The sequence below is a fragment of the Burkholderia sp. AU28863 genome (assembly GCF_002223195.1).
GTDB lineage: Bacteria > Pseudomonadota > Gammaproteobacteria > Burkholderiales > Burkholderiaceae > Burkholderia > Burkholderia sola.
On sequence record NZ_NKFE01000004.1, the window covers coordinates 229,518 to 249,528 of the forward strand.

19 protein-coding genes are annotated in these 20,011 nt (G+C 70.8%); 8 read left to right on the forward strand and 11 right to left on the reverse strand.

The window, feature by feature from the left end; translation table 11 throughout:
• Window positions 1-66: 66 nt before the first annotated feature.
• Window positions 67-4,110 (reverse strand): translocation/assembly module TamB domain-containing protein, encoded by a 4,044-nt coding sequence (locus tag CFB81_RS12550; protein ID WP_089435469.1) that lies wholly within the window; start codon window positions 4,108-4,110, stop codon window positions 67-69.
• Between the two features lie 40 nt (window positions 4,111-4,150).
• The gene (locus CFB81_RS12555) at window positions 4,151-5,965 is read right to left on the reverse strand and encodes an autotransporter assembly complex family protein (RefSeq protein ID WP_089435470.1); all 1,815 of its coding nucleotides are present in this window, start codon (window positions 5,963-5,965) and stop codon (window positions 4,151-4,153) included.
• A gap of 248 nt (window positions 5,966-6,213) precedes the next feature.
• On the opposite strand from CFB81_RS12555, the gene CFB81_RS12560 reads away from it, so the two are divergent.
• The 4 genes from CFB81_RS12560 (at window position 6,214) to panD (ending at window position 8,808) form a co-directional block, all read left to right on the forward strand.
• Window positions 6,214-6,402, forward strand: coding sequence for a DUF3460 family protein (locus tag CFB81_RS12560; RefSeq protein WP_006478107.1), 189 nt, complete (start codon window positions 6,214-6,216; stop codon window positions 6,400-6,402).
• Window positions 6,403-6,406: 4 nt separating this feature from the next.
• Window positions 6,407-7,279, forward strand: a complete 873-nt coding sequence (locus CFB81_RS12565; RefSeq protein WP_021164248.1) for a ScpA family protein — start codon at window positions 6,407-6,409, stop codon at window positions 7,277-7,279.
• A 258-nt stretch (window positions 7,280-7,537) separates the two neighbouring features.
• Window positions 7,538-8,377: a pantoate--beta-alanine ligase gene (gene panC / locus CFB81_RS12570; protein WP_089435833.1), complete on the forward strand. Its 840-nt coding sequence runs from the start codon at window positions 7,538-7,540 to the stop codon at window positions 8,375-8,377.
• A 44-nt stretch (window positions 8,378-8,421) separates the two neighbouring features.
• A complete protein-coding gene (gene panD, locus CFB81_RS12575) occupies window positions 8,422-8,808 on the forward strand; it encodes an aspartate 1-decarboxylase (RefSeq protein ID WP_006484038.1) in 387 nt (128 codons plus the stop codon).
• 125 nt (window positions 8,809-8,933) lie between these two features.
• On the opposite strand, the gene CFB81_RS12580 is transcribed toward panD, so the two are convergent.
• The 4 genes from CFB81_RS12580 to CFB81_RS12590 all read right to left on the reverse strand — a co-directional run bounded on the left by CFB81_RS12580 (window position 8,934) and on the right by CFB81_RS12590 (window position 12,025).
• Complete coding sequence (locus CFB81_RS12580) at window positions 8,934-9,593, reverse strand: ParA family protein (protein WP_089435471.1); 660 nt, start codon at window positions 9,591-9,593, stop codon at window positions 8,934-8,936.
• Between the two features lie 147 nt (window positions 9,594-9,740).
• On the reverse strand, window positions 9,741-10,154 hold the full coding sequence (locus CFB81_RS12585; protein ID WP_089435472.1) for a DoxX family protein: 414 nt from the start codon (window positions 10,152-10,154) through the stop codon (window positions 9,741-9,743).
• A gap of 149 nt (window positions 10,155-10,303) precedes the next feature.
• Entirely contained in the window at window positions 10,304-10,441 is a 138-nt protein-coding gene (locus CFB81_RS36075) for a hypothetical protein (RefSeq protein ID WP_176730242.1), read from the reverse strand.
• An 81-nt stretch (window positions 10,442-10,522) separates the two neighbouring features.
• Window positions 10,523-12,025: a cobyric acid synthase gene (locus CFB81_RS12590; protein ID WP_089435473.1), complete on the reverse strand. Its 1,503-nt coding sequence runs from the start codon at window positions 12,023-12,025 to the stop codon at window positions 10,523-10,525.
• A 74-nt stretch (window positions 12,026-12,099) separates the two neighbouring features.
• Between CFB81_RS12590 and cobU the strand changes: the two genes are divergently transcribed.
• The 4 genes from cobU to CFB81_RS12610 are packed head-to-tail and all read left to right on the forward strand — an operon-like array spanning window position 12,100 to window position 15,518.
• Window positions 12,100-12,654, forward strand: a complete 555-nt coding sequence (cobU, locus tag CFB81_RS12595; protein WP_069620374.1) for a bifunctional adenosylcobinamide kinase/adenosylcobinamide-phosphate guanylyltransferase — start codon at window positions 12,100-12,102, stop codon at window positions 12,652-12,654.
• Entirely contained in the window at window positions 12,648-13,592 is a 945-nt protein-coding gene (gene cbiB, locus CFB81_RS12600) for an adenosylcobinamide-phosphate synthase CbiB (protein ID WP_089435474.1), read from the forward strand. The genes cobU and cbiB overlap by 7 nt, the downstream gene beginning before the upstream one ends.
• The gene (cobD, locus tag CFB81_RS12605) at window positions 13,585-14,604 is read left to right on the forward strand and encodes a threonine-phosphate decarboxylase CobD (RefSeq protein WP_089435475.1); all 1,020 of its coding nucleotides are present in this window, start codon (window positions 13,585-13,587) and stop codon (window positions 14,602-14,604) included. The genes cbiB and cobD overlap by 8 nt, the downstream gene beginning before the upstream one ends.
• Window positions 14,601-15,518, forward strand: a complete 918-nt coding sequence (locus tag CFB81_RS12610; RefSeq protein ID WP_089435476.1) for a cobalamin-binding protein — start codon at window positions 14,601-14,603, stop codon at window positions 15,516-15,518. The genes cobD and CFB81_RS12610 overlap by 4 nt, the downstream gene beginning before the upstream one ends.
• A gap of 100 nt (window positions 15,519-15,618) precedes the next feature.
• Here CFB81_RS12610 and cobC read toward each other — a convergent pair whose 3' ends face one another.
• The 5 genes from cobC to CFB81_RS12635 form a co-directional block, all read right to left on the reverse strand.
• Window positions 15,619-16,203 (reverse strand): alpha-ribazole phosphatase, encoded by a 585-nt coding sequence (gene cobC / locus CFB81_RS12615; RefSeq protein ID WP_089435477.1) that lies wholly within the window; start codon window positions 16,201-16,203, stop codon window positions 15,619-15,621.
• Window positions 16,188-16,940, reverse strand: coding sequence for an adenosylcobinamide-GDP ribazoletransferase (locus CFB81_RS12620; RefSeq protein ID WP_089435834.1), 753 nt, complete (start codon window positions 16,938-16,940; stop codon window positions 16,188-16,190). Before CFB81_RS12620 ends, cobC begins: the two co-directional genes overlap by 16 nt.
• Window positions 16,941-16,953: 13 nt before the next feature.
• Window positions 16,954-18,009, reverse strand: coding sequence for a nicotinate-nucleotide--dimethylbenzimidazole phosphoribosyltransferase (gene cobT, locus CFB81_RS12625; protein WP_089435478.1), 1,056 nt, complete (start codon window positions 18,007-18,009; stop codon window positions 16,954-16,956).
• A 61-nt stretch (window positions 18,010-18,070) separates the two neighbouring features.
• A complete protein-coding gene (locus CFB81_RS12630; protein ID WP_089435479.1) occupies window positions 18,071-18,886 on the reverse strand; it encodes an ABC transporter ATP-binding protein in 816 nt (271 codons plus the stop codon).
• The gene (locus CFB81_RS12635) at window positions 18,883-19,998 is read right to left on the reverse strand and encodes an iron ABC transporter permease (RefSeq protein ID WP_089435480.1); all 1,116 of its coding nucleotides are present in this window, start codon (window positions 19,996-19,998) and stop codon (window positions 18,883-18,885) included. Before CFB81_RS12635 ends, CFB81_RS12630 begins: the two co-directional genes overlap by 4 nt.
• Between the last annotated feature and the right edge of the window lie 13 nt (window positions 19,999-20,011).

Here is a 20,011-nt window from a genome sequence, read left to right on the forward strand (position 1 = left end):
CCCCGATGCCCACCACGTGCAGCGCGACAGGGACATTCCCGGCGCCCTGTCGCGCATACCCCGCCGTCACCGCTGCCCGAACCACCGGTCGAAGCGCCGCGTGTAGTTCAGGTCGACGCCCTGGAACGTGCCGCCGTACGCGGACACCGACCAGAAGCGCGTCAGGTTGATCGTCGCCTTGAACGCGTTGCTCGCCGATTGCAGCCCCTGCTCGAAGCCGAGCACGAACCGCTCGTTGATCGCCTTCGACACCAGCACGACCTGCGGATCGGTCAGGCCGACTTCGCTGCGGCCGACCGACACCTCGTCGAGGCCGAAGGTCTGCGCGACCCGCTTGCCGGTCACGCTGCCGAGCAGCCCGAGCGCCGCCGTCATCGCGCCCTGCTGGCCGACGTTGTTGCCCTGGTCGGTGCCGTGCCCGAACAGCAGCCACGACAGCTTTTCGTTGTCCGTCACGTTCGGCTCCGACACGAGCTTGACCGTCGGCGCCTGGATCGTGCCCGTTACCTGCACGCCGGCCTCGACCTCCTGATTGCGCCGCATCGCGAGGATGTTGACGCCCGGGTTCGACACCGGGCCATTGAACGTGAAGAAGCCGTTCTCAACCGCGAGCTTGCGGCCGAACGCCGTGTACGTCGAGCCTTCGGTCACGCGCACGTTGCCGATCGCACGCAGCGGCACGCCCGGCGCGCTCATCACGGTAATCGTGCCGCGCAGCCCGAGATCCGCGCCGTGGCCCTTGAAGCGGAAGTTGTTGCCGAGCCCGACGTCGATGTTCGCGCGCGGCGCCAGCGACGGCGCCGGCTTGTTTTCGACCGGCTTCGGCTTCGCGGCCGCGGTACCGGTAGGCGTCTCGCCGCGCACCGTGCCGTCCGGCTGCACGATCACGACGTCATCCGACAGGTGCGGCGCCCCTTGCTCGGGCAGGTCGAACAGCGCGCGATCGACGACGAACTTGCCGTCGATCGCCAGCGCGCCGCGCGGCCCGTCGTTCGCGACGGTGGCCTTGCCCGACACCGACAGCTTGCGGTCCGGCGCCGCGAATAGCTCGAGCTTGTCCGCGACGATGCTGGCGGTCAGGTCCGGCGCCTCGCCGTCGAGGCGCACGCGGCCGAGCGCGCGCAGCGTGCCGTCGCCGCCGTGAAACTCGACCTGCTGGAATTCGACGAGGTTGTCCGACAGCTTCACGCGCACGATGCCGTCCTTCAACTGGACGCCCTGGTCGATCAGCGTCGCGGACAACTCGTCGCCCGTCAGCGTCCCCGACAGGTTCGGTTTCGCCGGCGTGCCCGACACCGTCAGCTTCAGCGCCGCGCGTCCGCCGAGCAGGTAGCTCGGGCCGAACAGGTTGCCGGTGGTCTTCAGCGCCGGGATGTCGGCATCGATCCGGCCCGACAGCGGGCCGTCGTCGACGATGCCGAACACGCCGTCGCGCAGCGCGAACGGCACCGCGACGTTCGCGTCGAGCGTACCGATCCGGCTCGCCTTCGCGAGCGCCGTCACGTTGAGCCGGTTGCCGGGCGCGAAGCTCGCGCGGGCGGACAGGTCGGTCAGGCCGAGCGACGCGATGCCGCGGCCGGTCTCGATCGTCACGTCGCCGCCGCGGCGCTTCACCTGCACGTAGCCCGTCGCGTTCGCACCAAGCGAGAAATCCCAGTCGGCATCGAGCACGACGTCGGTGCGCACCGGCGGCCGCTGGCCGGTCAGTTCCTGGCGCACCTCGAGGAAACGCGCGACCGATGCGCCGGTCACCGAACCGGCCGAGCGCATCTGGCCGCGATCGAACACGAACGATTTCAGGTCGATCGCCGCGCCTTCGAGCGTGAGCCGCGTCGCGCCGAGCGTCACGCGGCCGGCGCCGGCCGATATCGTCAGCGGCGCCTGCAGCGCGAGCGTCGGCGTGCCGCGATTCGCGAGTCGCGTGACGGTGCCGTCCCAGCGCATGCCGTCGCGGTTCTCGACCACGCCGCCGTTCGCCGCGAGCGTCAGGTCGATCACGCGGCCGCCGGCCATCCCGAGCGCCGACGCGTCGAGCGTGTGCTTCGCGCGCGTGCCGTCGAGGTTCGCGCGCAACGACTTGAGCTTGAACGAGCCGAGCGCGATGTCGGCCGCGTCGGCCGTGAACACGAGCGCGCCATGCGCGCCGTCGCGGATGTCCGCGCGGCCCTGCGCGGTGCCGATCCGGTTCGACCCGACGACGACGTGCTCGGCCTTGTAGGTGGCCGTCACGTTCGGATGCGCGAAGCTGCCGGTCAGGTCGCCCTGCGCCTGCACGAGCCCTTCGACGCCGAAGCCGAGCCGGTCGAGCTGCGGCGCGTCGACGACGAAGCGCAGCCGGTCGCCGGGCGCGCCGAAGCTGCCGCGCAGGTCGACGTGATTGCCTGCGATCGACAGGTTCGCGTTGCTCGGCAGAATCCGCGAGCCGGCGAGCTGCACGACGCCGGCGCCGGTCAGCGGCACGCCGTCGTACAGGCTGTCGGCGAGCTTGAAGGTCGCCTTCGTCGACACCTGCGGCGCGAACGCGCCCGACGCCGTCAGCGTGCCGGACACGCGCGTCTCGCCGCGCTTGGCCGGCGCCTTGGCCGCTTTCGCCGGCGCCTTCCCGCCGCCTGCCTTCGGCGCGCTCATCGCGGCGAGCAGCAGCGGATCGAACGCGGTGAGCGTCGCCTTCGCGTCATAGGTCGAATGCGCGTCGTGGCGGAACACGCCCGTCAGGTCGATGCGTCCCTTGGCCGCCGTCACGCGCGTATCGGTCAGCACGGTCTGCTGCCGCGTCAGCGCGACCTTGGCGCGCGCGCCGAGCGCAAGCTTCGGGTCGTTCAGGTTGAAATCGACGGTCGTCACGTCGCCCGCGAGCGTCACGCCGAGCGGGCCGCCGAGGCGCATCGGCCGCAGTTCGGCGACGAACGCGTTCAGGTCGAGGTTCGCGACCTTCAGGTCGAAACGGCCCTTGCCGCCCGCGAGCGTGCCGCCGCCGGTCACGCTGCCGTCGCGAATCAGCTTCAGCGCGAGACCGTCGATGCGCTGCGCGTGCGCGTCGAGATGCACGGTCGCGTGCGCGTCGATCAACGGCAGCAGATGGTCGCCGAGCGTGCCCGGCTTCGCGTTGACGATCGACACCGGCCCCGTCACCGCGAAGCCCTTCGCGGGCGCCGAGCCGGCCGGCGCGCTCACCGGTGCGAGTTCCGCGCGCACCGCGAGGTCGGCCACGGGCGCGCCGGGCGACAGCGCCTGCGGGTTCACGTGGTCGAACGCGAGCGACGCACGCGTGAGCGGCACCGCGCCGAACGGCGCGGCTTCGACGTGCGCGCGCCCGTTCAGCTTCATCCCGCTCGCGAAGACGTCGGCGACGAGCGCTTCGAGCGACCCCGACACGTTCGCGCTCGCATTGACCGGTTCATCGGCGAGTTTGCCCACGTAGGTCGCGTTGCCCGTCAGCGCGAACGGCTTCACGCCGTCGAGCTTCGCGCGCGCGGTCAGCGCGCCGTACGGCGTATCGACGCCGTCGAGCACGAGTTCATGGTGGCGGCCGTCGCTGCGGCCGTTCAGCGCGAGATGGTCGAGCTGCGTCGTCGACGTGCCTTCGTGAATGGCGAGGCGATCGACGCGCAGGTCGTCGATCCGCACCTGCAGCGGCAGGCTCAGGTCCTGCGGCGTCTTACTCGGCGTCGACGGCCCGGGCGCAATCCGCACGTCGATCGTGCCGGCGCGCAGATAGGCGACGGACAGCCGCCACGGCGCACGCGTCAGTGCCCAGCGGCCGTCGAGCCGGTCGATGCGAACCTCGGTGCCGGTGCCGTCGGGGCTGGTCCACGCGAACCCGCGCAAACGCACGCCGGTCGCGAGCGAGCCGCCTTCGAGCGTGCCCGCGAGCCGCGTGCCGAGCACCTTGCCGGCCACCTGCCACGCGAGCCGCGTGCCGCGCTCGGTCGTCACCGCGCCCAGCACGAGCCCCACCGCCAGCACGACGAGCAGCACGACCGTCGCGAGCGTCCACGCGACGGCACGCCACGCCCGGCCGCGGCGCGGCGCGCGCGGCGGCGTGCCGGGCGCGCCGTCGGGCGAATCCGGATCGTGAGGCGGCGGCGTGTCGTTCGGGTCCTTCGTCATGCGGTTCGTCGTGCGGGTCGTCGTCGATAGGACGGCAGGTTCAGAAAGCGATGCCGAGCGTCAGGTACGGGCGCACGCTGTGGTTGCGCAAGCCGTACGCGACGTCGACGTTGATCGGGCCGACCGGGCTGCGCCAGCGTGCACCGACGCCCACGCCCGGGTAGAACACGCGCTCGCCCCACGCATCGGTCGCGGTGCCGATGTCGAAGAACGTCGCGGCGCCCCAGTCGCGGTTGAACCAGTGCTGGTATTCGGCCGTGCCCGTCATCAGGTACTTGGTCGGCAAAACGGAGCCGTCGACGCTGTTGCCGATGCTCTGGTAGCCGTAACCGCGCACCGAGTTCGAGCCGCCGGCGCGGAACAGCAGCGACGCCGGCACGCCGGTCGAGCTGCCGCTCGTGAACACGCCGCCGAGCTCCGCGCGGAACACGAACAGGTCGCGCTTGCCGATCGGCAGGTACTGCTGCCCGCGCGCGTAGCCGCGAATGAAGGTTTCGTCGGCCAGCACGTGCTTGACCGCGAAGCCGGCCTCCGCGTGAATCAGGTTGCCCGAGCGCGGGAACAGCGGATCGTCGACGTTGCGGCGGGTCCACGCCCACTGCGGCACCAGCGCGCGGCTGGTGGTCGGCCCCGCGCCGTTCTGGTCGAGCCGATCCTGGTAGTACATCAGCGAATACGCATAGTCGATGAACTGGCCGGTGCGCGTGCGCTGCACGCCGACGCGCGCGCTGTAGATGCGCGTGTCCGACACGTTGGTGTTCGTGTACGACGCGAGCACGCTGTTGGTCCAGCCCTTCTCGCCCGGCGGCATCGACAGCTGGACCTGCCCGTACTGCTGGATCTGGTCGACCCGGCCCGACACGGTCAGCGGCCACGCGGCGCCGAACGTGTCGAGATACGTATAGGAACCCTGCACGTGCGGCCCGGTATCGGTCGCGAAGCCGACGCCGCCGCGGATGTTGTTGTACGGGAACTCGCTGACCTTCACGTGCACGGGCGTGCGCTCGGGCTTCGACGTATCGTCGCCGACGTCGATCGCGACGCTCGCGTAGTACGGCGTGTTCTGCAGCTGCCGCTGCAGTTCGGCGATCCGCCGCACGTCGTAGATCTCGCCTTCCGACAGCGGATTGACGTTCGTGACGATCCTTTCCGGATAACGGCGCACGCCGTCGACGTCGACCTTGCCGATCGTAAACGTCGGACCGCTGTCGAACGCGACCGCGAGCGTCGCGCGCTGCGTGCGCGGATCGATGCGCGCCTCGGACGACGCGATCTTCGCGCCGAGATAGCGGCGCGACTGCAGTTGCCGGAGCGCCGCGCCCTTCGCGTCGTCCCAGTCGGACTGCGTGAACGGGTCGCCCGGCTTCATCGAGAACGCGAACCGGGTGGCCGTCTCCTGCTTCGGATCCTCGGTTTCGACGGGCCCCTTGAACGTCAGGTCGACCGTCGACACGACGGTCTGCTTGCCCGGATCGACCGCGATGCGCACGTCGCGCTTGCCGTCGCGCGTGCGCACGTCGGTGCGCACGACCGGCGAAAAATAGCCGGCCGTCGCGGCCAGGTCGCGCACTTGCTGCGGCGTGGCGGTCACGAGGAAGTCGAACTGGTCGTCGCTGATGTCGTCGCGCTTCGCGAAGCGGGCGATATCGAGGTGCGTCTTCAGGAGCTTGCGGATCGAACGCGGCGCGTCGATGTCGACGTCGTACTTCGCGTGGGCCGGCAGCGCGAAGCACGCGGCCAGGCAACCCGCGAGGGCCGCCCGCGCGACGCGGGCCGCGGCGTCGGCGCGATCGCGTGCCGCGCGCCGGCCCGCGTCATGCGCCGTGTGTGCTTGCTGGTTCGACTGCCCCGCCAAATATGACCTCGCCGTCCTGAAGTGTTACGTTTTCGTGGAAAACCCTGTATTTGACCACAGGGCGCCGACGTCACAGCCAAACGATTGTGAAAGAGTGCCAAGGCCCCGGCCGGGCCGCGGCACGACGCCCGCCGGCGCCGGCCCGCGGTTCGACGCGCGATTGGCGCCGGCTGTTCCCCGCGATGCGGTAAAATCCCGCCATCGAGAATCCGGCGCATCGTGCGCCGCCCGAAACGGAAGATCCAGCCATGCCGTACCAGTCCGACGTCACGCAGTTCCTGAACCAGCTCAAGCAGCAGAAGCCGACGCTCGAGGAAGAGCAACGCAAGGGCCGTTCCCTGCTGTGGGACAAGCAGCCGATCGATCTCGAAGAGCGCGCCGAGCAGCAGGAATCGCGCGTGAAGCAAACGTCGTACGTCTACTACCAGAACTTCTGACGACGTGAGCGCCGCCGACGAGGCCAGCGCCGCCCGGCAGGACGACGCGATCGCCGCGCCCGCGGGCGCCGATTCGACGCCCGACACGGTCGACGGCGTCGCGGCGTTCGCTCGCCTGTACGGCGAGCCGCTGTTCAAGCTGCCGCAGGATCTGTACATCCCGCCCGACGCGCTCGAGGTGTTCCTCGAGACGTTCGAAGGCCCGCTCGACCTGCTGCTGTACCTGATCCGCAAGCAGAACTTCAACGTGCTCGACATCCCGATGGCGCAGGTCACCGCGCAATATCTGGGCTACGTCGACCAGATCCGCACGTCGAACCTCGAGCTCGCGGCCGAGTACCTGCTGATGGCCGCGATGCTGATCGAGATCAAGTCGCGGATGCTGCTGCCGGTCAAGAAGGCCGACACCGGCGAGGAAGCCGAGGATCCGCGCGCCGAACTCGTGCGCCGGCTGCTCGAGTACGAGCAGATGAAGCTCGCCGCGCAGCGGCTCGACCAGTTGCCGCAGCTTGGCCGCGATTTCCTGCGCGCCGAGGTGTACATCGAGCAGAGCGTCACGCCGCGCTTTCCCGACGTGAATTCGGACGACCTGCGCGCCGCGTGGGCCGACGTGCTCAAGCGCGCGAAGCTCGTCCAGCACCACAAGATCTCCCGCGAGGAGCTGTCGGTGCGCGAACACATGAGCCTGATCCTGCGCCGGCTGCAGAACGCGCGCTTCATGGAATTCGCCGAACTGTTCGACACGTCGCGCGGCGTGCCGGTCGTCGTCGTGAACTTCATCGCGATGCTCGAACTCGCGCGCGAATCGCTGCTCGAGATCACGCAGGCCGAACCGTTCGCGCCGATCTACGTGCGTCTCGCTTACCTGCCCGCGTAAGCGCTGCCCCCCGCTTTCCGTTCCCCGGTGCATCCCGACGCTCGCCGCTTCGCCGCGGCGAACGGCCGTCCGGCGGGTGTCCGACACGTCCCACTATAAAGTGAACGATCGTTCTTTTATCGATGCGTCGCGCGGCCAAATCCTCTACAATCCGCCGACGCCCGATGCGCCGCCCGCGCGCCGGCGTTCTCCGCTTCGACCCCGATGCCGCTGCCGCGGCGTCAACGCGCGCCTGCGCGAGGAACCCGCTACCCGATCATGAAAGTCATCAGCTCGATCCAGGAACTGCGCGACCAGCTGCGCGGACAGAACCGCACGGCGTTCGTGCCGACGATGGGCAACCTGCACGAAGGGCACCTGTCGCTGATGCGCCTCGCGCGCCAGCACGGCGACCCGGTCGTGGCGAGCATCTTCGTCAACCGGCTGCAATTCGGCCCGAACGAGGATTTCGACAAGTACCCGCGCACGCTCCAGGACGATATCGAGAAGCTGCAGCAGGAAAACGTGTACGTGCTGTTCGCGCCGACCGAGCGCGACATGTACCCTGAGCCGCAGGAGTATCGCGTGCTGCCGCCGGACGATCTCGGCGGGATCCTCGAGGGCGAGTTCCGGCCCGGCTTCTTCGCCGGCGTGTGCACGGTCGTCACCAAGCTGATGTCCTGCGTGCAGCCGCGCGTCGCCGTGTTCGGCAAGAAGGACTACCAGCAGTTGATGATCGTGCGCCGGATGTGCCAGCAGCTCGCGCTGCCGGTCGACATCATCGCCGCCGAAACCGTGCGCGACGAGGACGGCCTCGCGCTGTCGTCGCGCAACCGCTACCTGACGACCGACGAGCGCAACGAAGCGCCCGAACTGGCGAAAACGCTGCAGCGCGTGCGCGGCAGCGTGCTCGCCGGCGAACGCGATCTCGGCAAGCTCGAGCAGCACGCGCACGCGCATCTGGCCGAACGCGGCTGGGTGCCCGACTACTTCGCGATCCGCCGCCGCGCGAACCTGATCGCACCGAGCGCCGCCGAACTCGAAGCCGGCGAGCCGCTCGTCGTGCTCGCGGCCGCGAAGCTCGGCGCGACGCGCCTCATCGACAACCTGGAAATCTGACGGGCGGCCCACCCGCGCCTCTCACGACGCATCACGGAGACACCATGCAGCGCCACATGCTCAAATCGAAGATCCACCGTGCGGCGGTCACGCACTGCGAACTGCACTACGAAGGTTCGTGCGCGATCGACGAAGACCTGCTCGAAGCGGCGGGCCTCATCGAAAACGAACGGATCGACATCTGGAACATCAACAACGGCGAGCGCTTCTCGACCTACGCGATCAAGGGCGAACGCGGCAGCGGGATGATCTCGCTGAACGGCTCGGCCGCACGCCGCGCGCAGCTCGGCGACCTCGTGATCATCGCGGCATTCGCGATGGTCGACGAAGCGGAACTGCAGGCCGGCTGGAAGCCGAAGCTCGTGTTCATCGACGAAGGCAACAAGATCAAGGGCCACCGCGATCACGTGCCGACGCAGAACTGGACGTAAGCTGAGCGGCGCCCCCGCGGCCGGCGATGCCGCTTGGCGCTGAAGGGCCGGATACCCGTGAGCCACGGGATCCGGCCCTTTCTCATTGAGTCTCGGGTATCGCGCCGGCCGGACGGCCCGGCCGCTCAGGAAGCCTTGACGGCCTTCTCGGCCTTCGGCACGCGACGTTCGGCCCATTCGACGATCGGCCGCCACTGTTCGAGATCCTTCTCGACGCGGCTTTTCGCGACGTCCCACAGCGTCAGGCCGTGCGCGGCGATCTGCACGTAGTTCTGCGTGTCGCGCACGTAGCCGAGCACCGGCAGGCCGAGGCCTTCGACGAACCGGTGCAGCTGGTCGGACGAGCGGGTGCGCGCATCGACCCGCATCCCGACGATCCCGACCTCGACGCTGCCCTTGCGCACGGCCTTTTCGCCGGCAAGGCGTTCCAGAAACTGCTGGGTCGCGAGAATATCGAACATCGACGGCTGCAGCGGCACGATCACCTTGTCGGCCAGTTGCAGCGCGACGTTGAGCCGCGTGCCGTGCAGGCCGGCCGGCGTATCGATCACCGCATATTCGAGCCCGCGCGGCGGCTTCGACGGCGCCTCCGGATCGAGCTCCCACGCCTCGATCGCCGGCAAGCCGGCCGGCCGCAGGTCGAGCCACGCATGCGCGGACTGCTGCCGGTCCAGGTCGGCCAGCGCGACCCATGCGCCCTGCGCCGCGAAATAGCCGGCTAGATTGGTGGACAGCGTGCTCTTGCCCACGCCGCCCTTCGGATTCGCCACCACGATGACCGTCATGAATTCCCCCGAAAAAGCCGCGCGGCGCCGGCCGCATGGCAGGCGCCGCTCGATTGCGGATACAGGGAGCGATGATATCGGCAAACGGGGGGTCACCGGAACCGGTGGTGTGGACCCACGCACCACTTTCGTCCGCTTTCCTTCACGTCACGCACGCTGGACCGCGGCCTCCCGCGCGCCGAGCGCGAACGCACCGCCGCCCAGCAGCGCCTGCACGGCCAGCGTGACGGCCCAGAACGCCGGATATTCCCAGCCGCCGTGCGGCGACGCGAAGCTCCAGCCGTTCGGCAGATGCGCGGCAACCGCGCCGAGCATGAACGGCAGCAGCACCAGCGCGGCGATGCGCACGCGGAACCCCGCGACGAGCGCGAGGCCGCCCGCCAGTTCGACGAACGTGGTCAGGTACGCGAGCCAGCCCGGCAGGCCGATCGACGCGAAGAACTGCGCCGTGCCGGGCAGCGTGAAGACGAATACTTTCTGCGCGACGTGCGCGAGGTACAGCACGCCGAGGGCGACGCGCAGCAGCGTCGCGGCGAATTCGTTCAGGCGAGTGGCGTTCATGACGGATTCCTTAGGAAGTGGATGGGAATGGATCGCACTCTATTCGAACCCATTCGACCGATAAACACGCCAGACCGCTTAAATTGATTCCATTCGAGAACGAATAAAGTCACAAAAAAGGGCATGACCGATCATGCCCTGCATCCCGCTCAGTAACCGCTCTTGCCTTGCGTGGCGTCGCCGCCGGACTGGCCGCCGCCCGGCGCATACGAATCGCACGCATGCGCGGCCGCCGACACGCCCAGCAGCGCCGCGAGCAGTACGCTCCACCACCATCGAGCCCTCATCGTCGCCCTCCTTCGGGCGGACCTCCGCCCTCCTCTGTTGTACGCGATCGCGCGGAAAAAGCGAGGGCGGACGGCGCGCTCTCAACGAAACTCGGCGTACAGCGCGTCGAGGTCGAGGTGCTCGGCGAACGTGTCGGCCAGCCGCTCGAGCGACGCCTCGCGCAGCGCCGGGTAGTCGATGCGGGCCGCGCCGTCGAGCCCCGCCCACGCGAGCAGCGCCGCGCAGGCGTCGGGGGCGTCGAACAGCCCGTGCACGTAGGTCGCGAGGATCTGGCCGTCGGCCGACCTCGCGCCGTCGGGACGCGCGCCGTCCCGCGCGGCATCGGTGGCCAGCGTCAGCGCGGGCGTCGCGAGCGCCGGCCCGCGCGTGTCGCCCATGTGGATCTCGTAGCCGCGCACGGCCGCCGCACCCGGCAGCGCGAGCTGACCGGTCACGTTCTTCAGCGTCTTGTCGGGCTGCAGCGTCGTGTCGAAATCGAGCAGCCCGAGCCCGGGCACGCTGCCGGGCGCGCCTTCGAGGCCGAGCGGATCGTCGAGCGTGCGGCCGAGCATCTGCATGCCGCCGCAGATGCCGATCACCTTGCCGCCGTAGCGCAGATGGCGCCGGATCAGCGCGTCCCAGCCCGCATCGCGCAGCCACGCGAGATCGCGCTGCACGCTCTTCGAACCGGGCAGGATCAGCAGGTCGGCGTCGGGCACGGGGCCGCTCTTCCAGTACGTGAATTCGACCTGCGGATGCGCGCGCAGCGGATCGAAATCGGTGTGGTTGCTGATGCGCGGCAGCGCGGGCACGACGACGCGCAACACGCCGGCATCGCCGCGGGCGGCGGCGCTGCGCGCCTGGGCCGGCAGCATGTCCTCGGCGTCGAGCAGCAGCCCGTGCAGATACGGCAGCACGCCGAACACCGGCTTGCCCGTCTGCGCGCGCAGCCAGTCGAGCCCCGGCTCGAGCAGCTTGAGGTCGCCGCGGAAGCGGTTGATCACGAAGCCGCGCACGCGCGCGCGCTCGCTGTCCGACAGGCAGGCGAGCGTGCCGACCAGATGCGCGAACACGCCGCCGCGATCGATGTCGGCGACGAGCACGACCGGGCAGTCGACGCGCTCGGCAAAGCCCATGTTCGCGATGTCGCCGTCGCGCAGGTTGATCTCGGCCGGGCTGCCGGCGCCTTCGACGATCACCGTGTCGTAACCGGCGCGTAGGCGCGCATACGACTCGAGTACCGCATCGAACGCGACCGGCTTGTAGTCGTGATACGCCCGTGCGTCGAGGTTCATGCGCGCGTGGCCGTGAATGATCACCTGCGCGCCGCGGTCGCTCGTCGGCTTCAGCAGCACCGGATTGAAATCCGTATGCGGCGCGACGCCAGCGGCCAGCGCCTGCAACGCCTGCGCGCGGCCGATCTCGCCGCCGTCGACCGTCACCGCGCTGTTGAGCGCCATGTTCTGCGGCTTGAATGGCGCCACGCGCGCGCCGCCGCGGCGCGCGAGGCGGCACAGGCCCGCGACGAGCGTGCTCTTGCCCGCGTCGGACGTCGTGCCCTGGATCATCAGCGTGCCGCGCGGCCGCGGCTCGGGTGCATTCATCGTGTGAAAGGTGTCGCGAAGCAAAGGCGGCATTATCGCCCGCGCCGGGTCGCCCGCGCCGTTACAATCACGCGATGATTCCGCACGACCTCACCTTCGTCCTCGGCGGCGCGCGCTCGGGCAAGAGCGCGCATGCCGAGCGGCTCGCCGCCGACAGCGGCCGCCCCGTCACCTACATCGCGACGGCGACCGCCGCCGATGCCGAGTTCGCGCAGCGCATCGCGCATCACCGCGCGCGCCGGCCGGCCGACTGGGGGTTCGCCGACGCGAGCGTCGATCTCGCGGGCACGCTCGCGCGGCTCGACGATCCGCACGCGTGCCTGCTCGTCGACTGCCTGACGCTGTGGCTCACGAACCTGCTGTGCCCCGCCGACGGCGCACCGCTCGACGACGCGCAGTACGCGGCGCACGTCGAGCGGCTCGAGCACGCGCTACGCGGCGCGCGCGCGAAGGTCATCGTCGTCAGCAACGAGATCGGGCTCGGCGTCGTGCCGCTCGGGTCGGTCACGCGCCGCTACGTCGACGAGCTCGGCCGCCTGAACCAGCGCGTCGCCGCGCTCGCGACACGCGTCACGCTGCTGGTTGCCGGGCTGCCGCTCGACCTCAAGGCAGGCGCACCGTCATGCTGATGCTGTCGCTGCCCGTCGTCGCGATGCTCGCGGTCGCCGCCGCGATCGTCGACCGCGCCATCGGCGAGCCGGCCGGCTGGCATCCGCTCGTCGCGTTCGGCCGCGTCGCCGCGCGCATCGAAGCCGCGCTGAACACCGGCCGGCGCGGCCGCGTGGTCGGCGTCGCCGCGTGGCTCGCGGCGGTCGTGCCGCCGGTGGCCGTCGCGGCATGGCTCGTCGCCGCGCTGCCCTGGCCGTTCGCGGCGGCGCTGCACGTCGCGCTGCTGTGGTTCGCGCTCGGCGCGAAGAGCCTCGCCGACCACGTCGCGCCGATCGCCGCCGCGCTGCTGCGGCACGACCTCGACGCGGCGCGCACGCTGACCGCGCGCATCGTGTCGCGCGACACGAGCAATGCGGACGAAGGTGCGCTGTCGCGCGCGGCCGTCGAATCGGCGCTGGAAAACGGCAACGACGCGATCTTCGGCGCGCTCTTCTGGTTCGTCGTCGCGGGCGGCCCCGGCGCGTTGCTGTTCCGGCTCGCGAACACGCTCGACGCGATGTGGGGCTACCGCACGCCGCGCTTCCTGACCTTCGGCTGGGCCGCCGCGCGCATCGACGATGCGCTGAACTGGATTCCCGCGCGCCTCACCGCCGCGAGCTACGCGCTGCTCGGCGACACGACCGCCGCGTGGCGCTGCTGGCGCACGCAGGCGCGCCACTGGGACAGCCCGAACGCGGGCCCCGTCATGGCCGCGGGCGCCGGCAGCCTGAACGTGCAGCTTGGCGGCGCGGCCGTCTATCACGGCGAGATCGAGGATCGGCCGGCGCTCGGCACCGGCGCCACGGCCACCGCCCTTCACATCGTCGCCGCGCTGTCGCTCGTCACTCGCACGCTCGCGCTGTGGCTCGCACTGCTGGTCGCGAGCAGCGCACTCGTCATGGCCACCCATCATGTCTGATTCATCCATCGCGCACGGCGGCAACCTGCATGAGGCCGCCCGCCGCCACGGCATTCCGTACGACGCGTGGCTCGACCTGTCGACCGGCATCAATCCGGTCGGCTACCCGGTTCCGCCCGTGCCGGCCGACGCCTGGCGCCGGCTGCCCGACGACGGCGACGGCCTCGCGGCCTGCGCCGCACGGTACTACCGCGCGCCCGATGCCGCGCACGTGCTGCCGGTTGCCGGCAGCCAGGCCGCGATCCGCGCGTTGCCGGCGTTGCTGCCGGCCGGCGACGCCGGCGTCGCGGCGCTCGCGTACGGCGAATACGCGCCTGCGTTCGCGCGCCACGGCCATCGCGTCGTCCCGCTCGACATTCGCGCGGATACGCTGCCCGCGACGCTGCGCCACGTCATCGTCGGAAATCCGAATAACCCGACCGCCGAATTCGTGCCGACCGAACGCCTGCTCGGCTGGCATGCGCAACTGGCGGCACGCGGCGGCACGTTGATCGTCGACGAAGCGTTCGCCGATACGGGCGCGACGCCATCGCTCGCGCCACAGGTCGATCGCGCGGGGCTCGTCGTGCTGCGCTCGGTCGGCAAGTTCTTCGGGCTGGCCGGGATCCGCGCGGGCTTCGTGCTCGCATGCCCCGATCAAATCGTCGCGTTGCGCGACAGGCTCGGCGCATGGACGGTCGGCGGCCCCGCGCGCCACGCGGTCGCCGCGGCGTTCGCCGATCGCGCGTGGCAAGCTGCCGCGCGCGATCGGCTCGCGGCCGACGCCGAACGACTGGCCACGTTGCTGCGCGCGCACGGCTTCGCGGTGCGCGCGACATCGCTCTTCAGTTGGACCGACGATCCGCGCGCCGCGGCGCTGCACGCGGCGCTGGCGGCGCGCGGGATCTGGACGCGGTACTTCCCGACGCCGTCGAGCGTGCGCATCGGCCTGCCGGGCAGCGAAGCCGAATGGCAGCGCCTCGGCGATGCGCTCGCCCATTGCGTGCCGCTGCTGCAGCAGGCCTCCGCATGAGTGCACGCCTGTTCCGCCGGCTAAAGCCCGCCGCACTGCTGGTCGCGCTCGCTCACGCGCCGCTCGTCCACGCCGACGTCACGACCCGCGACGACGCCGGCAATACGGTCACGCTGCCCGCGCCCGCGCAGCGCGTGATCAGCCTCGCGCCGCACGCGACCGAGCTCGTCTACGCGGCCGGCGGCGGTGCGAAGCTCGTCGGCACCGTCACGTACAGCGACTATCCTGCCGCCGCGCAGGCGGTGCCGCGCGTCGGCGACAACAAGGCGCTCGATCTCGAACGCATCGCCGCGCTGAAGCCCGACCTGATCGTCGTCTGGCGGCACGGCAACGCCGAGCGGCAGACCGACGCGCTGCGCGCGCTCCACATCCCGCTGTTCTTCAGCGAACCGAAGCATCTCGACGACGTGTCGTCGTCGTTGCGCCGGCTCGGCACGCTGCTCGGCACGCAACGGGCCGCCAATGCCGCCGCGGCCGCCTTTACGCGGGACATCGCAACACTGCGCGCACGCTACGCGGCACGCCCGCCCGTCACGCTGTTCTTCCAGGTGTGGGACCGCCCGCTGACGACGCTCAACGGCACGCACCTGATCAACGAAGTGTTCGAACTCTGCGGCGGCCGCAACGTGTTCGCGTCGCTCAAGCCGCTCGCGCCGACCGTGACCGACGAGGCCGTGCTCGCGGCGAATCCGGAGGCGATCGTGACGACGAGCGCCGGCGCGACCCGTTCGAACGAACCGCTGCCGAGCCTCGCGCGCTGGCGCGCGTGGCCCGCGCTGACGGCCGTGGCGCGCAACAACCTGTTCGCGATCGACGGCGATCTGCTGACGCGGCCGTCACCGCGAATCGCGCAGGGCGCGGCCGCGCTGTGCGAGGATCTGGATGCCGCGCGTGCGCGGCGGCCGGCGCGCTGATCTCCGGCGGGTTGCGGATGCATCGCGCACCGATGCCGGATGCGTGGGTGCTCGAGACAGCTCGGTGCGCAGCGTCGTTCATAGGCAGACGCAAGCGCACCTATGCATCCCAGTGCACGACTTCCCACGTTCGCGCGGCGTCTTCCCTGCGCAGCCACACCCCCCCACCCGTCGGCACGGGCCGCGACAGCAACGTGTCGAGCGGCACGCGCAACACATGCGACGCAAATGCGCGGATCACACCGGCATGCGTGACGACCCATTGCGGTCCGTCGAACGCCGCCAGCGCATCGGCCTGCCGCGCCACCCGCGCGACGAATCGCGCGACGCTTTCTCCGCCGTGCGCGCACGCATGCATCAGGTCGGCTGCCCACGCATCGAGCGCCGCGCGGTCGATATCCTCCCAGCGCTGCATTTCCCATCCGCCGAAATCCATTTCCTGCCAGTCGGCATCGCACAGCAGCGGTACGTCGAATGTCCGCGCGAGCCGTTCGGCAACCGACGCGCAGCGCGTCAGCGGGCTCGTCCACACCTGTTCGGGCGACGGCATACCCCGCTTCGCCAGATGCATGCGCACGGCCTGCGCGCCGCCATCGGCCGATTCGGCGAGCGGCACGTCGCTGCGCCCGTAGCAGACGCCCGGCTCGATGCCGACGGCCGGATGACGGATCAGGACGACGTCCACCCGAGCACCACCAGATAGATCGCCAGTTCGCCCAGTTGCTGCGCGAAGCCGAGACAGTCGCCCGTATAACCGCCGATCCGCTTCACGAAATAGCGGGCCGCCCACGCGCGCACGAGCACGAGCGCCACGCATGCGGCACCCCCCATGCGCCAGTCCGGCCAGAACAGCCACGGCAGTCCGAACAGCGCCGCGACGCACGCCGCACGTGCGCCCATTCGTTGCGCGACCGGCTTCGCCTTGCCTTCGGGCCGCACGTAGTCGAGCGTCGTCAGCAGGCTCACGGCCATCGCGCGGCTCGCCGCGTGCGCGGCGATCATCGTCCATGCGGCGCGCAGCGGCAGCATCGACGCCAGCGCCTGCCATTTCAAACCGAGCGCGATGACGAGCGCGACCGCGCCGAACGTGCCGATCCGCGAATCGTGCATGATGTGCAGCACGTCGTCGCGCGTGTAGCCGCCGCCGAACGCATCGCAGCTGTCGGCAAGGCCGTCTTCGTGGAAGGCGCCGGTCGCGAGCAGCGTCGCCGCCATCGACAGCCCGACCGCGATCGACGGGGGCAGCACACGCAGCGCGACGAGATAGACGAGCGCGCCCCATGCGCCGACGCACGCGCCGACGAGCGGGAAATAGCGCGCGGCCTGGTCGAGATCGCCGGCCGCGTAGCCGATCGAGCGCGGCACGGGCACGCGCGTGAAATAGCCGAGCGCGACGAAGAAGTAGCGCAGTTCGGCCCGCATGCCGCGCGTGCGCTCAGGCGTCACGATCGTCGACGCCGGCGGATTCGAAGCTCGCCATCTCGCTGACGAACGCGGCCGCCGCGCGCACCAGCGGCAGCGCAAGCGCGGCGCCGGTGCCTTCGCCAAGCCGCAGGTCGAGCGCGAGCAGCGGCTTCGCGCCGAAATGCTCGAGCATGCGCCGGTGGCCGGCCTCGTGCGACGTATGCGAGAACACGCAGTAGTCGCGCACGCCGGGCGCGATGCGCTCGGCGACGAGCAGCGCGGCGGTCGCGATGAAGCCGTCGACGAGGATCGTCATCCGCTCGCTCGCGGCCGCGAGGTACGCGCCGGTCATCATCGCGATCTCGAAACCGCCGAACGTCGCGAGCACGTCGAGCGGCGCGATCGCATGCGAGTGCTTGACGAGCGCGCGGCCGAGCACCGCGCGCTTGTGCGCGAGGCCCTGGTCGTCGAGGCCCGTGCCGCGGCCAACGCATGCGTCGATCGGCACGTCGAGCAGGCGGCTCATCAGGCACGCGGCCGACGACGTGTTCGCGATCCCCATCTCGCCGAAGCCGATCACGTTCGTGCCGAGCGACGCGTGCAGGCGCACACGCGCCGCGCCCGCGGCCAGCGCCTTCATCGCTTCTTCACGCGTCATCGCGGGCTCCGCCGCGAAGTTGCGCGTGCCGCGCGCGACCGGCAGCGACACCAGCCGGTCCGACAACGGCAGCGGCGACGCGACGCCCGCATCGACGATCTCGAGCGTGCTCTGCGCGACACCCGAAAACGCGTTGATCGCCGCGCCGCCGGCGAGGAAGTTCGCGACCATCTGCGCAGTCACCGCCTGCGGATACGGACTGACGCCCTCGGCCGCGATCCCGTGGTCGCCCGCGAACACGATCGTCACGGGACGCTGCACGATCGGCCGCTCGGTGCGCTGGATCAGGCCGATCTGCAGCGCGAGCGCCTCGAGCTGGCCGAGGCTGCCGGGCGGCTTGGTCTTGTGGTCGATCACGTGCTGCAGGCGCGTGCGCAGCGCGTCGTCGAGCGGCGCGATCGCGGGCGGGAATTGGGTCGAAGTGGTCATCGAGGAGCCGTATGGTGGGCACGGCATGCGCCGCGCATCGGAAAAGTCGGAACGGGAAAGGTCATTGTCGCGCGGGCCACGCCGGCAGCAGCGCATCGCGGCCGTTCTCGCGGATCAGCACGAGCGGATAGCCGAACGCGTCGCTCGCGCGCTCCGGCGTCAGCACGTCGTGCACGCGGCCGGCCCACGCATGGCCGCGGCCGTCGAGCAATAGCGCATGCGTCGCGAAACGCCGCGCGAGATTCAGGTCGTGACATGAAAACATCACCGTGCGCGGGCCCGCCGCGAGCCAGGCGGCCAGCGCGGTCAGGCAGTCGATCTGGTGATGCAGGTCGAGATGCGCGAGCGGTTCGTCGAGCAGCATCAGCGGCGCATCCTGGCACAGCGTCGCGGCCAGCGCGACCCGCTGCCGCTCGCCGCCCGACAGCGTCATCACGTCGCGCGACGCGAGCGGGCTCAGGTCGAACGTCGCGAGTGCGGCGCGCGCGGCCGCGCGGTCGCCGTCGCGCTCCCAGCCCCAGCCGCCGAGATACGGAAAGCGGTTGAGCAGCACCGTGTCGAACACGGTCGCGCTGAACGCATCGTGCAGTTGCTGCGGCATCAGCGCGCGGCGCTGCGCGAGTTGTTCGGGGCGCCACACGGCAAGCGGCCGACCGTCGATCTCGACGTGTCCGCCGGCGGGCGGCTGCAATCCCGCGAGCGTGGCGAGCAGCGTCGTCTTGCCCGCGCCGTTCGGCCCGGCGACGCACCAGATCTCGCCGGGGCGGAACGCGTGCGTGAAGCGGTCGAGCAGCGTGCGCGCGCCGGCCTTCAGCGTCAGGTCGACGGCCATGTAGCGCATGTCGCCGGCAGCGGCGTGCGGTGCGGCGCCCGTCATCGCATCGGTCTCCTCAGCAACATCCACAGGAACACCGGCACGCCGATCAACGCGGTCATGGCGCCGACCGGCAACTGCGCGGGCGCGATCGCGGTGCGCGCGAGCAGGTCGGCCGCCATCACGCCACCGCCGCCCGCGAGCATCGCGGCCGGCAGCAGCATCCGCTGGTCGTTGCCGAACGCGAGCCGCAACGCATGCGGCACGACGAGGCCGACGAAGCCGATCGTCCCGGCCGTCGTCACCGCGGCCGCGGCGGCCAGCGACGCGACGAGATAGATCCGCATGCGCAGGCGCGCGACCGGCACGCCGAGCGCCTGCGCGGTCGCGTCACCGCGCAGCAGCACGTTCAGTTGCGGCGCGGCCGGCAACGCGACGCATGCGCTCAGCAGCAGCGCGCCCCACGCGAACCACGGCGCCGTCGCGCCGTTCAGGTCGCCCGTCAGCCAGAAGATGAGGCCGCGCAGCCGCGCGTCGGGCGCGAGCGACAGCAACAGCGTGACGAGCGCGCCCCACCCCGCCGCGATCACGACCCCTGTGAGCAGCAGCCGCGGCGACGCGTCGCGCGATTCGCCGCGCCACAGCTCGCGCCTCGCGAGACCGAGCACGAGCGCGACCGAGACGAGCGAACCGGCGAACGCCGATGCGTCGACGAGCCACCACGCGCCGCCCGCGATCATCGCGACCAGCGCGAAACCGGCCGCGCCGCCGGACACGCCCAGCACGTACGGCTCCGCGAGCGGATTGCGCAGCAGCACCTGCAACAACGCGCCGGCCAGCGCGAGTAGCGCGCCGCACGCGAAACCCGCGAGCGCGCGCGGCAGGCGCAGCGTCCGGACGATATCGGCAAACAGGGTATCGCCGCCGTGCGGCACGAGCGACGCGAGCGCCTGCCACGGCGACATCGGCACGCTGCCGATCGACAGCGACGCGACGAACAGCAGCGCGACCATGGCGGCCAGCGCGGCCCAGATCGCGAAGGCGCGTGCCGCGCTCATGCCGCGCACGGCCGTGCGCACGACACGCGGCGCCTCCGCTTGCGGTGGCCGGCCGCGCGCGACAGGGGCGCGTGGCGGACGATTGGGGTCGGCATCGAAGAACGTTCCGTGAAACATTGCACGCCCCGCT